The organism is Arenibacter certesii DSM 19833 (assembly GCF_000429545.1).
GTDB classification, from domain to species: domain Bacteria; phylum Bacteroidota; class Bacteroidia; order Flavobacteriales; family Flavobacteriaceae; genus Arenibacter; species Arenibacter certesii.
Map to the genome: position 1 here is coordinate 176,655 of NZ_AUCB01000004.1, position 14,195 is coordinate 190,849.

A 14,195-nucleotide genomic window follows, 5' to 3' on the forward strand; every position below is an offset into this window, starting at 1 on the left:
CATAATGTAGTATATTTGCACGCAATTAATCTCTAATTGCTATGAAAGCTCACCTAGATAAAATTGTTGGCGAAGGTCTAACTTACGATGATGTACTATTAGTACCAGCCTTTTCCGAGGTGCTTCCTCGGGAAGTCAACATTCAAACAAAGTTCACTAGAAACATTACTATTAACGTTCCAATTGTTTCCGCAGCTATGGATACAGTAACGGAATCACGTATGGCTATTGCTATGGCCCGTGAAGGAGGAATAGGAGTGCTGCATAAAAATATGTCCATTCAAGATCAGGCCGAAAAGGTGCGACGTGTTAAACGTGCAGAAAGCGGTATGATCTTAGATCCTATTACGCTTCCATTAAATTCTAGTGTTCGCGATGCCAAAGCCTATATGAAAGATTATAGCATTGGTGGTATCCCTATAGTGGATGCTGAGGGTAAATTGATCGGAATAGTGACCAACAGGGATCTTCGTTTCGAGAAAGATAATGAACGCCCTATATCGGAGGTTATGACCCATAAAAATCTAGTTACTGTTGCAGAGGGTACCTCTTTGGAACAGGCTGAAGATATTTTGCAAAAACATAAGATTGAGAAGCTCCCCGTTGTAAATAAGGACGATGTGTTAGTTGGACTTATAACTTTCAGAGACATTACCAAATTAACACAGAAGCCAATAGCGAATAAGGATCAGTACGGAAGACTACGTGTTGCTGCAGCCTTAGGTGTTACTGCTGATGCCCTAGATAGAACAGAGGCTTTAGTAGCTGCAGGGGTCGATGCTGTTATTATTGATACTGCCCACGGACATACCAAAGGGGTGGTCCAAGTATTGAACTTGGTTAAAAGCAAATTTCCTGATTTAGATGTTATTGTGGGGAATATTGCTACTGCTGAAGCTGCTAAATATTTGGTTGATGCTGGTGCAGATGCCGTTAAGGTGGGAATAGGTCCTGGGTCTATTTGTACAACTAGAGTGGTTGCAGGGGTTGGTTTTCCTCAGTTTTCTGCAGTTATGGAAGTTGCAGCGGCTATTAAAGGAAGTGGCATTCCTGTTATAGCAGATGGAGGGATCCGATACACTGGTGATATCCCTAAAGCTATCGCTGCTGGTGCCGATTCGGTTATGTTAGGCTCTTTATTGGCAGGAACAAAGGAATCTCCTGGTGAGACCGTTATATATGAAGGTCGTAAGTATAAGACATATAGAGGAATGGGTTCTGTTGAGGCCATGAGACAAGGGAGTAAGGATCGCTATTTCCAAGATGTAGAAGACGATATTAAGAAATTGGTGCCGGAAGGTATTGTAGGTCGTGTTCCTTATAAAGGTGATTTGTATGAAAGTATCCATCAATTTATTGGCGGTCTGCGTGCAGGAATGGGTTATTGTGGGGCAAAGGATATTGCCACCTTACAGGATACCGGAAGATTTGTTAAGATTACCTCTAGTGGTATTAATGAGAGTCATCCACATGATGTAACCATTACCAAGGAATCTCCAAACTACAGCAGATAAGTTGTAAAAAATCACTTGTATAAAATATAAAAAGCCCCAAGAAGGGGCTTTTTATATTTTATGTTTGTAGGTATTGTAGTTATTTGGTTTCGTTGCTATACGCTTGCCAATCTTTTTCTTTGTGGATATCCTCACCAAAATATTTGGCGATTTTTAAGAAGGGTTCTGGTTTTTGATATCCGGGAACTGGAGATAGCATATTTACTTTCTCATCCAAGAAAATGGTGGTGGGATAGCTTAGTTTTCCTTGCATTAGAGCAGCTGCAAACTCGTGGTACCCGCTTTTCCCAGATGCAACAAACTTAAAAGTCTGTCCTTTATATTCTATGGGGTCTTTTTGCTCCCCATCAAGTTTTACCATATAGTATTTTTGGGACATGTATTCTGCAACCTTAGGGTCTTGAAACGTGTCCTTATCCATTTTTTTGCACCATCCGCACCAATCGGTATAGACGTCAACAAATATTTTCTTTGGATTTTTATCAGTTTCTGCCAGTTTTACGGCCTCTTCCCAGCTCATCCATTCTACAGTCTGAGCCGTACCACTATATGGGATTAGGGCTAAACTGAATAATGCGATAAAGGTGTAAACGGATCTTTTTACCATAGTCAAACTTATTTTTGTGTTTTGTCGCGTTAGTATTGACATCCTAACGGAAAAAATCAAGATTTATTTTGCAGTCGCTTTTTCAGGAGCAGGAGCAAATAACTCTTTTACATCTACTTGGTTCTTAATTAAGTCCTCAAAAGTTTCGCGTTCTCTTATTAATATCGCCTTACCTTCATGCCAAAGCACCTCTGCAGGTCTATATCTAGAGTTGTAATTACTGGCCATGGTAAAGCAATAGGCACCAGCATTTCTAAAGCAAAGAATATCGCCCTCGCTAATCTCTTTTATCCTTTTATTGCTAGCGAATGTATCCGTCTCACAGATATAACCTACGACGGAGTAGTACCGTTCACGTCCGTTTGGATTGGAAATATTCTCTATAAAATGAGTTGCACCATAAAGCATAGGTCGGATTAAATGATTGAATCCAGAATCTACACTAGCGAATACTGTAGAAGTAGTTTGTTTAACCACATTCACTTTTGCCAAGAAAAATCCAGCTTCACTAACCAAAAACTTTCCTGGTTCAAAAGCCAGCGTAAGTTCTCTTCCGTACTCCTTGCAGAATGCGTTAAAACGTTGGGTTAATTTGCTGCCCAATTCTTCTACATTGGTCTCAATATCACCGTCTTTGTAAGGAACTTTAAAGCCACTGCCAAAATCGATAAACTCTAAGTTGTCAAAATTCTTGGCAGTTTCAAACAAAATTTCTGAAGCATATAAAAACACATCAATATCCAAAATATCACTCCCGGTATGCATGTGTATCCCATTAACGTTCATGTTTGTCAACTTAACAATACGGAGCAAATGTGGAATTTGATGGATACTAATTCCAAATTTGGAATCGATATGTCCTACGGATATATTGGAGTTTCCACCTGCCATAACATGTGGGTTAATCCTAATGCAAACAGGAACATTAGGATGTTTGCTGCCAAACTGTTCCAAGATAGATAAGTTGTCAATATTTATGCGAACCCCTAATGCGGAAGCTTCTTCAATCTCCTCTAAAGATACCCCATTAGGCGTATAGATAATATCGCTGGGCTTAAATCCGGCCAATAATCCAAGTCGGACTTCCTGTATGGAAACGGTATCTAATCCACTGCCCAAGCTGTTCATTAACCTTAAAATAGTTATGTTGGAAAGCGCTTTGGCGGCATAATTTAATTGTAATTTTTTTACACCTTTAAATGCATTGGTCAATCGGTGGAATTGGGAAATTATTTTCTCCGAATCGTAAACATATACTGGATCCCCGTAAGTTTTTGCTATCTTTAATAGATCAGTTCGTTGCATTTTATCTGAATTTTAAGCAAATCTAGACTACTTCTCGTTAGATAGCAAAAATATTATGGTATATTAGAATAATGTAACAGAATGTTATATTTAAAACAATATATAGTTTCGCTCTCTCTGCTCTAAGGGAGGGAGTTTATAAAAAATAAAAAGTATGTGGTTGCCAATGTTTCCTTTAGAGTCGATCTTTTTCCCAGGTGAAACGGTTCACTTACATATTTTTGAAGATCGCTACAAGGAATTGATCAGCGATGTTAAAGGAGGGGATAGATTGTTTGGCACCCCCGTCTATATCTCAGAGAAGATTGAAGTTGGGACGGAAATGAAATTGGAGGGTATAAGAAAGACGTATCTTGATGGAAAGCTAGATATAGTTTGTAGCGCTCTAAGGGTATTTAAAATTAATTCCTTTCAAAATACGGTGCACCTTAAGAAGTATGCTGGGGGAGGGGTTTCATTTTTAGCGTACCATGAAGATGGGTCGGATGCGGATATAATAGAGGTACTCCAATTGGTGGCCAAATTGTATGAGTTAATGGGTACAGCTGTTTTGGTTAACGATACTGGAAATCTGGATCTGCATTTATGGGTACATAAAATTGGTTTATCCTTAGCTCAGGAATACCTGTTGCTTCAAATGGATTATGAGAGTGAGCGTCTTCGGTTTCTACGTGCACATTTGCGTAATATGATCCAGGTTTTGGTACAGGTAGATCGGGCAAAGGAAATGATTGGAATGAATGGTCATTTTAAAAGCTTTGACCCATTGGATTTCAAGAGTTTTAAATTTTAAAAAATTATTGCTGTAATTGGTTTAGAATATAACATTCTTAAAATGTGCTAGTTGTGTGGTATTGTGTAGCGTATTTTGACTTAAACTATAACCTTAATGTTTTCTGATTTATTTAATTAGGGTAAATCCGTTGCGTTTGCTATTTTTGCAACGTAACAAATAGATACCTATAATTTATGAACCTTCACGAATATCAGGGAAAAGAGATTTTAGCAAGTTTTGGAGTGCGTATTCAACGCGGAGTTGTTGCACATAATGCAAAGGAAGCTGTAGAGGCTGCCAAACAATTAACGCAGGAAACCGGGACCGGCTGGCATGTAATAAAGGCTCAGGTCCATGCTGGAGGGCGTGGTAAAGGTGGCGGTGTTAAACTAGCCAAGAACCTACGGGAGGTTGAGGAGATCGCAGGAAACATTATTGGAATGAACCTTGTGACCCCACAAACTTCTGCAGAAGGGAAAAAGGTGCATAAGGTTTTAGTAGCAGAAGATGTTTATTATCCCGGAGATAGCGAGACCAGTGAATTTTATATGTCCGTCTTGCTAAATAGAGCAACCGGTAGGAATATGATTATGTATTCAACCGAAGGCGGAATGGATATTGAGGAAGTAGCAGAAAGTACTCCACACCTTATTTTTACGGAAGAAATAAACCCTGCAACGGGATTGCTTCCTTTTCAAGCTAGAAAGATTGCCTTTAATTTAGGCCTCTCAGGAACCGCATTTAAAGAAATGACAAAATTTGTGTCTAGCCTATACAAAGCGTATATGGAAAGTGATGCAAGTATGTTCGAGATAAATCCAGTTTTAAAGACTTCGGATGATAAGATTATGGCAGTAGATGCAAAAGTAGCTATTGATGATAATGCGTTATATAGAAGAAAGCAGTATTCCGAAATGAGGGATCTTAGAGAGGAGAACCCAATAGAATTAGAAGCACGTGCAGTAGGTCTTAACTATGTGGATCTTGATGGTAACGTTGGATGTATGGTAAACGGAGCTGGATTGGCTATGGCTACTATGGATTTAATTAAAATGGCCGGGGGTGAACCTGCAAACTTTTTGGATGTAGGTGGTACTGCAGATGCAAAAAGAGTGGAAGAAGCCTTTAGGATTATTCTAAAAGATTCAGCTGTAAAATGTATCCTTATCAATATTTTTGGAGGAATAGTACGTTGTGATAGGGTAGCACAAGGAGTTGTTGATGCCTATAAGAATATGGGAGATGCAATCAAAATTCCAATCATTGTTAGATTGCAAGGTACCAATGCCGAATTGGCAAAGGAGATTTTGGATAACTCAGGATTGGCTGTTCATTCTGCCGTTCTTTTCCAAGAGGCCGCTGATAAGGTAAAGGAGGTTTTAGCCTAAGAATTTTAATATTCAACATATTTAAAAAGCAGTTCCAATTTGGAACTGCTTTTTTTTATGCCTATTTACTTTGTGTTAAATACTTGTTAAAATAAATAACAGGCGTAACAATTTTTTATGATCCGCGTCTCTTATGTGTATCTAATCAATACGTTAAACAATTTTTCATCAATCTAAAAAACAATCATCATGAGAAAATTTAATTTAATTCTTGTAGCTGTAATGCTACTTTCTATCGGTAGTATTTCTGCGAATAGTCGTTTAGACGATAAACCTGCTAAATCTTTGTCACAGCAAATTAAGGAATTATTATCCAATAATGCACTTAGGGTTCCATTGGATGCAGAGATGAGCGGTGTAGTGTATTTTACAGTAAATTCTGAAAAGGAAATGGTGGTACTTTCTGTGCTGACTAATGAAGAGGCGTTGGAATCCTATGTAAAGGGTAGGCTTAATTACATTAAAGTAGAGTGCTCCGATTATGAGATGGGGATAACCTATAAGATTCCCGTTAGGATTAAAGGTTAATATAATCTGTTGTTAGAAAAAGTCCTGAATGATTCTCAGGACTTTTTTTTATTCTTATATCTAACGGGTGAAATGTCTTGATCTATTTTACGCTTCTGTTTGTCTTTGTAAGAAGGTGGTGTTGCAGCTTTGTGTGCCTTAGGTTGGGCGGATGTTACCGGTTTTGGTAAGCTAGTTTCAGGGTCTATAGGGTTTTCTTTAGTTCCGCGGTAGTGAATGACCATGCCGTTTAGGAAATTTCTTAAAATCTGATCCCCACACTCCACATAATTGGGGTGGTCTTCCTTTCTAAAAAAAGCACCTAACTCACTTTTAGTTATTTTAAAATCTACTAGAGCTAAAATATCTACTATCTCATCATTTCGAAGCTTTAGGGCTACCCGCAACTTTTTTAGAATATCGTTATTGGTCATGCTGTAATTTTTTGGCAAGATATTACAAAAAATAAACTCAACAGCCATCTGTTTCTTATTTTACAATGGTATTGGCCGTTTTTACTAAAATATTTAATGTAATTTAGAATAAAACATTCATGTATGAATACGCAGAAAGAGAAATTGAGCCTCTTAACAGAAATGATTGCTTTTGCTAAAGCAGATAGAGCCATTAAAGATGCTGAGTATCAATTTCTAGTGCAGGTTGCTAATCAATTGGGGGTAGATAAAGAAACCTTTAATGCGCTATTTCATAACAAAGTGGAAAAAGTGGTGCCCCGCTCAGAGGGAGAGCGGATTCTGCAGTTTCACCGCTTGGTGCTATTAATGAATGTAGATGAGGAGCAAACTTCAACTGAAGTGGAAAGGCTCCATAATATCGGATTGCGATTCGGATTGCCGCATACCGCTATCGATCAGGTGCTTAAAGTAATGCACAATTATCCCAATAAGGTGGTTCCACCGAATGTATTGATCAACATTTTTAAAGCGCACTATAACTAAAGCGCAGCTTTATAGATCCTATTTGCCCTATTTTATCTCCTGTCCTCACTGTTAAGTGACATTATGTCGCTAACAATACCTGTAAAACCGACATAACGGCAGTATTTTGGCGCTGGTATAGGTTTTGCAATTATCCTCATGAACAAAAGAAAAAATAAGTCTAATTAAAAAATAAAGATCATGAGTATAGTAAAAAGAAATAACGTTGTTTTTCCATCCTTAATGAATGAAATTTTAAGACCGGATTGGTTTGGTGGTATGGATAGTTTTAATCACAATACACCTGCAGTTAACGTAAAGGAAAACGAAACTGGATTTGAGTTGGAAATGGCTATTCCAGGAAGGAAAAAAGAAGATTTTAAAGTAGAGATCGATAACGAAGTTCTCACCATTTCTTCTGAGGTTGAAACCGAGGATACTAAGAATGAGGATAATTACACTAGAAGAGAGTTCTCTTTCAGTTCCTTTAAACGTGTATTTACGTTGCCTGAAACGGTAAACCTAGATAAAATTGATGCCTCTTACGAAGACGGAATCTTAAAATTTGTAATGCCTAAGAAGGAAGAAGCTTTGCCAAAACCTAAAAGAGCAATTACAGTAGCATAAGTTTAGATTGAATTTCCCTGTTCTCAGGGAAGGTTTTCATAGTTTGGTTGGTTAGTTGGGGAAGGCGCTTTAAGCAATTAAAGCGCCTTCCTTTTTTTATACGGTTCAGTAGTAATCCACCTTCTATTTTCCTGATAGTTTAAACAAACTATGATGTTTGTTAAAAATCTTATCTTAGTCAAAATTAACTAAAGGTGTTAGTTCCTATACGTGGACGTCCCCATCTGTTTTAAAAACCCCAAACGATAATATAGATACCTTATGAGCCAATTGTTTTTAAAATCCTTATTGACTTTTTGTGCTGTTGCCTTATTCATTTCTTGTAAAGAGGAAGGAGTAAAAATAGTTACGGAAAAGGAAATTGCTGTAGAATCTAAGAAAGTTTACGACTTCCTACAGAAAAGTTTTGATGATAGAGTAGATAGGTATCCGGAGTTTCAAACAAGACTTGGAATTAAGAAGGATTACGGAAAATTGAATGATAATTCTCCTGCTCTAGAAGAAGAAATTCTAAAAATGAACAAGGAACATCTAAATTGGTTAATACATTCGGTTAATGTAGAGGCACTTTCAGAGGACGTATTGTTAAGTTATAATCTCTATAAGCAAAATGTAGAAAACCATATTGCGGATTATAAGTACAGACTACACAATTACCCCGTAAATCAGATGTTTGGAGCGCAAGCAGATAAGCCAGCATTTTTGATAAATATGCATCGGATTGATGATATTAAGGATGCTGAAGCCTATATATCTAGGTTAAATGGTTTTAAAACGTTTTTCTACCAATTGGTAGCAAATTTAAAAGAACGTGAAGCCATTGGGGTGGTGCCGCCAAAATTTGTATTTGATAAGGTGATAGTGGATTCGGAAAATATACTGATTGGAGGACCTTTTGATTCTAGTGAAGAACCAAGTACCTTAATGGAAGATTTCCTGAATAAGATAGACAAGTTAGATCTAGATGCTGAGACCAGGTCCAAATTGGAAACTGAAGCAAAACAAGCGTTATTAACTTCAGTAAAACCAGCTTATACTGCTTTGATTTCTTTTATGAATGAACAAAAGGAAAGAGCAAATTCCGATCACGGTGCGTGGAAATTCCCCGATGGAGAGGCATTCTATAACAATGCGCTTAAAAGAACAACCACAACCGATCTAACAGCAGATGAAATTCACGAAATAGGTTTGAGTGAAGTGGCTAGGATCCATGGGGAAATAGAAGTTATTCGCAAGAAGGTAGATTTTGAAGGAACACAGCAAGACTTTTTTCAGTTTATGAGAACGGACCCTCAATTTTATTATAGCGAGGACAAATCTGGGAAAGAAGCGTATATCAAGGAAGCAGTGCGATTAATAGAAACTATGAAAACGCGATTGGATGAAATATTCATATCTAAGCCAAAAGCAGATATCATGGTAAAAGCAGTAGAGCCATTTAGAGAAAAATCGGCAGGAAAAGCATTCTATAGTCGTCCTGCAGCTGATGGATCCAGACCGGGAATCTATTATGCCAACCTATATGATATGGAATCTATGCCCTCTTATCAAATGGAAGCCTTGGCCTATCACGAAGGAATTCCTGGGCATCATATGCAATTGGCAATTCAGCAAGAATTAGAAGAAGTACCCATGTTTAGAAAGTTTGGAGGTTATACCGCATACTCTGAAGGATGGGGATTGTATTCCGAGTTAATTCCAAAAGAAATGGGCTTCTATGCCGACCCTTATTCAGATTTTGGGCGTTTAGCTATGGAATTATGGAGAGCATGTAGATTAGTAGTGGACACAGGCATTCACAGCAAAAAATGGACCCGGGAAGTGGGTATTAAATATTATACGGAAAATACCCCAAATGCGGAGTTAGATGCCATTAAAATGGTAGAAAGGCATATAGTAATGCCAGGTCAAGCAACAGCATATAAGATTGGGATGTTAAAAATTGTAGAACTGCGCGAAAAAGCAAAAGAAGCTCTAGGAGATAAATTTGATATTAGAGAATTCCATGAAGTAGTGCTTTCCCAAGGTGCTATCCCACTAAATGTGTTGGAGGACTTTGTAGATGAGTATATCGCTTCTAAAAAATAAAATATACTACTATGGATAAAGCGCTACAAACCATGATTGACAATATGCCTGAGAAAACAGGCAAATCTTTAGGGGAATGGAAAAAAATACTAAAAGAAAAATCCTTTGCCAAACATACAGAAGGGGTAAATTATTTGAAGGCGGAGTATCAGGTTACCCACGGATTTGCCAATACTATTGTTACACTTTCCAAGGAAGAAGATAGCACTTATGAAGACCTTGTGGTAAGTCAGTATAAAGGCAAGGAGCATTTATTTCCCATTTATGAAAAACTCATTACCTATATTAAAACGTTGGGCGCTGATATAACAATAACACCCAAAAAAGGAAGTGTTAGCATTGTACGGAAGCGACAATTTGTATTGATTAAACCGGCGACCAAAACAAGAATCGATTTAGGACTTAAGCTCAAGGATAAGCCTACCACGGAAAAGCTAGAAAATTCTGGTCCTTTTGGTACTATGTGCACCCATAGAGTACAGCTATTTGGTTTGGATGATATTGATGCGCAACTAAAAGATTGGATTCAGGAGGCTTACTATAAATCGGTTTAAGGACTGCAATCGCTAACTTCACAACTATGAAAATTACTAAACTTATTTACATACCACTAATAAGCATTATGATGATGGGACTTTTCTCTTGTGCTACTATACCTAAAGGGGCAGTAGCAGTGAAACCTTTTGACAAAGAAAAATATTTGGGCCAATGGTATGAGATCGCTAGGCTGGATTTTAAGTTTGAAAGGAATCTGAACAATACCACCGCAACCTATTCTTTAAATGACGATGGTACCATTAAGGTGGATAATCAGGGGTATAATACCAAGAAGGAAGAGTGGACCCAAGCAATTGGGAAAGCTAAGTTTATTGGGGAAGATACCATTGCCAAGCTGAAAGTATCCTTTTTTGGGCCATTTTTTTCTGGATACAATGTTATTGCATTGGATGAGGAGTACAAGTATGCGATGGTAGCAGGGAAAAACCTAAAATACTTATGGATCCTTTCTCGGGAGACCCAACTCCCCAAAAATATAAAAAACAACTATCTAAAGATTGCTGAGGATATTGGATATAATACCTCGGACCTACTTTGGGTGGAGCACAATAAGCAGCAATAAAGGTTCTCCTTTACAACACGTTAGACACGCCTTTTACCGTTTCTAAGAATCCGTTCACGATCTTTCTATTTTATTGTAGGAAATAGAGGCCCTGGAGAAACAAATGGATACTCGTAAATATTATGACACCAAGACAAATCGAAAAAATTAAAACCAAAATAAGAAGTATTAGAGCTACTTTGGTTGCGGAGAAAAGAAAGTATGGTGGGTTCGACGATAGTCGTGGTTTAAGATATATGCCGCCTGAACTCTTTATAAAAATTCAGGATTACAAAGGTGGTCTGACCTATTTGAGATGGTTTGATAAGAATTTTAATGATGATATGGGAATGCCCAACTTCCTATTTGAATGGCTTATAATTCTCTTTAAAACAAAAAATCTGAAAGGAGCGGAGGAAAAGGCTTATCAAGTATTCTTTGCCAATTCATACCTATTTGATAAATACTTTGGCAGAAAAATAGTTCCAATTGAAAAATATGAATATTCCAATTGGGCAATTCCGGAATTTGCTGAGCATTTTAACTATAATTCAGATCAAAAAGAACTTTCCGATTTTACTGATTGGTTGAAAGCATTTGAAAGTTCTGAATCCTTTCTTAGAAAGAAGCATAACTATATCGTGACCTCCAAAAAGCTAAAGAATGTTAATGATATGGAAGCTAGAAAACAATTATTGGCAGAGCTTAGACAAATTGAGTCAGAATTGAATTAAAAAAATAAGTCGGCCTACCTTACAATAGTAAGCCTAACATATATTGATAGGTTTACGAAAAGTACCTACCTAGACCCTTTTACCAACGGGCAATTTGGGATCAATTAGAAATTGGACTCTATTCCAGTATTCCAAAATGGTGGCCAAACTATTGAGGGCATTCGTTTTAGTATATTGAAAGCCTTTTGTTCCATAATATCCCCTTATTTTGTATATAAGAAGGATAAGCGTGCCGTTAGGTATGGTATATAAGAATTCCAGCATCTAGATGCCATATTATTTAAGTTAATTAACTAAAAGACCTATATTATATAGGATGCAAAATATATATCAAAAACTTACTTTATGCATTAGCTATGATTAATGATTTAGCATTCAGGATAGATTGGGATATTACACTAAATTAGCAACTTTGATAATATGGATATAAATCTATAAAATTAGAAAATCGAATTGATTCAGTGGCTTTCAACGTTGAACGATATGTCTTTAATTGATAAGTTGATGAAGTTGAGAGAAGAAGAAAGTACTGATTGGTGGGATGAGATAGCTTCGCTCGAAAAAGAATCTATTGAGAAAGGAATGCAAGATGCCAATGACGGAAAACTAACTTCTCACTCAACCGCAAAGAATGCCCATGAGAAGTGGCTATAAAATTTTATGGACTGATCACGCGCTAACCGCACTAGAAGAGACTATTAAATATTTGGAAACCAATTGGACTGAACGAGAGTTGAGAAATTTTTCTGCAAAACCCGAACACACCATTGAATTATTATCTAAAACTCCTGAACTATTCCCTTCTTCAACAGAAAATTGGGGATTCGAAAAGCCGTTGTTGAAAAATACAATAATCTATGTTATAGGGTTTATAATGAAAATATTGAAATCATATCCTTGTTCTCTAATCGACAAAATCCGAAAAAGAAAGGAGTATAATACTGCCTTATAACATCAGTGTCCTTGTATAGCCCCTTGATATGATGAATAAAATTAGGCTGGCTTAGGATTCGGACCCTATTTCAGCACTCCAAAAAGGGGGTCGAACCTATTCGGAAACTCATTTTAGCAATACGAATATAACAAGCCCTTGGTCCCATAGCGAACCCCACATTTGTAGCCCTATTGTGAGTTAAGAGGATCGCCGTGCCTTTAGTTATGACATATTAACAACACCACCTTCAAATGCCATATTCAGTACTTCACGGCAGGGATAATATCCAAATGGTTTTCCTTGTTTGACGACTCTAAACTCGTGCTAAAAGGTCCATGTCTTTGTGGTTGAGGTTCCAAGATTATCAATAGAAACATTAAAGCAAACAACCCTGTTATAAATATTACTACTATGTAATAAAATCACTATTTTTATTGCAGTAGTATTTTCTTACTGATAAAATAAGCTTGTAAGAAGACCTTCTACCACAACCAAACCAAACCAAAATTTAAAACCATGAAGAGTATAATTGTGCTTTTGTTATTATTGTTAAGTAACACGCAATTGGTTAGTCAAAATAAAACTGACTTAAGAAGCGATAAGGCGTTTACCAAAGTTTTTAAGGATATCGAAATAAATGGTCTAAATGCGATGGTTCAGTACGTGGACCAAATGGTTTTAGAATATGGACACTCAACCGATATCAATGAAGCCTATCATTTTTATTTTGAAGGAATTAAACAAGCGCCAAATAAGATTCCATTTAGAGAAGACGCAAAATATGAATTTTTAAAAAGTCTAGATTCCCTTCAGTTGTCCACCGTATGGCGATTTGAAAGAGACATCGTCATGATAAGAATTAAGGATACTGTTTATAGAAATCTTAAAAATTTCCCACAATTGTACATCAAACCATTTAGTAAGTATATGTTATATCTTGAAAACGTAGGAAAAGGTGATGCTTATTATTATGGAATACGTAAGAAGTTTGAAAATGCTGGAGGGTTTTCAACATGCGATGCAAATTGGTTTGCTAGGAATCATTCGCGTTTTGATTTCAATATTCCTAAGAATAGATTATGGGCAGCAATCAATCTGTTAAGTCGAGAAGAAACTACTGAAATGAAATTTAATAGGTATATAGAAAATCAAAAAGCGGAACTTGCCAAATAGCGTCAATTAACAAATCAAACATTGATACCAACCGAAACTATGCTTATTGAGTCTGCAAAATGGGTGGTGGTATTGTTCGGAGCTTTTATATTGTTAGTTGGACTCCTAATGCTGTTTAATCCACAAAAAGCAAGATTAACATTAAGAAAAGCAGGGAGTACTAATGTTATTAACTATATGGAAATTACCCTTCGGCTGATTCCAGCAGTTTCCCTAATCGTAACCTCAGACTCTTCTAAGCTTCCAATAGGGTTTAAACTTTTAGGTTGGATTATGGTGATCACATCCCTGATGCTTTATGTAGTTCCAAGAAAAATCCATCATCAGTTTGCAATGAAAAGTGCCGATATCCTTAAACCTAAATACATCCAAATAATTGCGCCTATTGCCTTACTATTTGGGGGTTTGATAATTTATAATGTGCTCTAAACGTAGCGAAGAAAGTAGGTGTTAAATAAGAGGTGTAAACCGCATAGAAGTCACTCTAAATAGTTTATTCTCTTAGT

Annotated in this window: 17 protein-coding genes; 14 read left to right on the forward strand and 3 right to left on the reverse strand. The window is 36.9% G+C overall.

Annotated features, from left to right (window positions below; all coding sequences use genetic code 11):
• Window positions 1-41: 41 nt before the first annotated feature.
• Window positions 42-1,514 carry an IMP dehydrogenase gene (gene guaB, locus G466_RS0101815; RefSeq protein WP_026812106.1) on the forward strand — a complete coding sequence of 491 codons (1,473 nt, stop codon included), beginning with the start codon at window positions 42-44 and terminating at the stop codon, window positions 1,512-1,514.
• A 79-nt stretch (window positions 1,515-1,593) separates the two neighbouring features.
• Here the strand turns inward: guaB and G466_RS0101820 are convergent, their stop codons facing one another.
• Both G466_RS0101820 and lysA read right to left on the reverse strand, forming a co-directional pair.
• Window positions 1,594-2,121, reverse strand: a complete 528-nt coding sequence (locus G466_RS0101820; RefSeq protein WP_026812107.1) for a thioredoxin family protein — start codon at window positions 2,119-2,121, stop codon at window positions 1,594-1,596.
• A gap of 63 nt (window positions 2,122-2,184) precedes the next feature.
• Window positions 2,185-3,426, reverse strand: coding sequence for a diaminopimelate decarboxylase (gene lysA, locus G466_RS0101825; protein WP_026812108.1), 1,242 nt, complete (start codon window positions 3,424-3,426; stop codon window positions 2,185-2,187).
• 154 nt (window positions 3,427-3,580) lie between these two features.
• Between lysA and G466_RS0101830 the strand changes: the two genes are divergently transcribed.
• The 3 genes from G466_RS0101830 (at window position 3,581) to G466_RS0101840 (ending at window position 6,117) form a co-directional block, all read left to right on the forward strand.
• A complete protein-coding gene (locus G466_RS0101830; protein ID WP_034234374.1) occupies window positions 3,581-4,219 on the forward strand; it encodes an LON peptidase substrate-binding domain-containing protein in 639 nt (212 codons plus the stop codon).
• A 176-nt stretch (window positions 4,220-4,395) separates the two neighbouring features.
• Window positions 4,396-5,589, forward strand: coding sequence for an ADP-forming succinate--CoA ligase subunit beta (gene sucC / locus G466_RS0101835; RefSeq protein ID WP_026812110.1), 1,194 nt, complete (start codon window positions 4,396-4,398; stop codon window positions 5,587-5,589).
• A 189-nt stretch (window positions 5,590-5,778) separates the two neighbouring features.
• Window positions 5,779-6,117 carry a hypothetical protein gene (locus tag G466_RS0101840; RefSeq protein ID WP_026812111.1) on the forward strand — a complete coding sequence of 113 codons (339 nt, stop codon included), beginning with the start codon at window positions 5,779-5,781 and terminating at the stop codon, window positions 6,115-6,117.
• A 35-nt stretch (window positions 6,118-6,152) separates the two neighbouring features.
• On the opposite strand, the gene G466_RS0101845 is transcribed toward G466_RS0101840, so the two are convergent.
• The gene (locus G466_RS0101845) at window positions 6,153-6,530 is read right to left on the reverse strand and encodes a DUF1456 family protein (RefSeq protein WP_026812112.1); all 378 of its coding nucleotides are present in this window, start codon (window positions 6,528-6,530) and stop codon (window positions 6,153-6,155) included.
• A 123-nt stretch (window positions 6,531-6,653) separates the two neighbouring features.
• Here G466_RS0101845 and G466_RS0101850 point away from each other — a divergent pair, with 123 nt between their 5' ends.
• From G466_RS0101850 to G466_RS0101900, 10 genes are all read left to right on the forward strand, one after another.
• On the forward strand, window positions 6,654-7,055 hold the full coding sequence (locus G466_RS0101850) for a TerB family tellurite resistance protein (RefSeq protein ID WP_026812113.1): 402 nt from the start codon (window positions 6,654-6,656) through the stop codon (window positions 7,053-7,055).
• Window positions 7,056-7,235: 180 nt separating this feature from the next.
• Window positions 7,236-7,661 carry an Hsp20/alpha crystallin family protein gene (locus tag G466_RS0101855; protein ID WP_026812114.1) on the forward strand — a complete coding sequence of 142 codons (426 nt, stop codon included), beginning with the start codon at window positions 7,236-7,238 and terminating at the stop codon, window positions 7,659-7,661.
• Between the two features lie 261 nt (window positions 7,662-7,922).
• Window positions 7,923-9,749 carry a DUF885 domain-containing protein gene (locus tag G466_RS0101860; protein WP_026812115.1) on the forward strand — a complete coding sequence of 609 codons (1,827 nt, stop codon included), beginning with the start codon at window positions 7,923-7,925 and terminating at the stop codon, window positions 9,747-9,749.
• An 11-nt stretch (window positions 9,750-9,760) separates the two neighbouring features.
• Window positions 9,761-10,303 carry a DUF4287 domain-containing protein gene (locus tag G466_RS0101865; RefSeq protein ID WP_026812116.1) on the forward strand — a complete coding sequence of 181 codons (543 nt, stop codon included), beginning with the start codon at window positions 9,761-9,763 and terminating at the stop codon, window positions 10,301-10,303.
• Window positions 10,304-10,329: 26 nt separating this feature from the next.
• Complete coding sequence (locus G466_RS0101870; RefSeq protein WP_026812117.1) at window positions 10,330-10,869, forward strand: lipocalin family protein; 540 nt, start codon at window positions 10,330-10,332, stop codon at window positions 10,867-10,869.
• 122 nt (window positions 10,870-10,991) lie between these two features.
• The gene (locus G466_RS0101875; RefSeq protein WP_026812118.1) at window positions 10,992-11,582 is read left to right on the forward strand and encodes a hypothetical protein; all 591 of its coding nucleotides are present in this window, start codon (window positions 10,992-10,994) and stop codon (window positions 11,580-11,582) included.
• A 504-nt stretch (window positions 11,583-12,086) separates the two neighbouring features.
• Window positions 12,087-12,236 (forward strand): hypothetical protein, encoded by a 150-nt coding sequence (locus G466_RS24355; RefSeq protein ID WP_229797149.1) that lies wholly within the window; start codon window positions 12,087-12,089, stop codon window positions 12,234-12,236.
• Window positions 12,220-12,534 carry a hypothetical protein gene (locus G466_RS21265; protein WP_051315491.1) on the forward strand — a complete coding sequence of 105 codons (315 nt, stop codon included), beginning with the start codon at window positions 12,220-12,222 and terminating at the stop codon, window positions 12,532-12,534. The genes G466_RS24355 and G466_RS21265 overlap by 17 nt, the downstream gene beginning before the upstream one ends.
• A 498-nt stretch (window positions 12,535-13,032) precedes the next feature.
• Window positions 13,033-13,689, forward strand: coding sequence for a hypothetical protein (locus G466_RS0101895; RefSeq protein WP_026812120.1), 657 nt, complete (start codon window positions 13,033-13,035; stop codon window positions 13,687-13,689).
• Between the two features lie 21 nt (window positions 13,690-13,710).
• Window positions 13,711-14,118 (forward strand): hypothetical protein, encoded by a 408-nt coding sequence (locus G466_RS0101900; protein WP_229797148.1) that lies wholly within the window; start codon window positions 13,711-13,713, stop codon window positions 14,116-14,118.
• Window positions 14,119-14,195 lie beyond the last annotated feature (77 nt).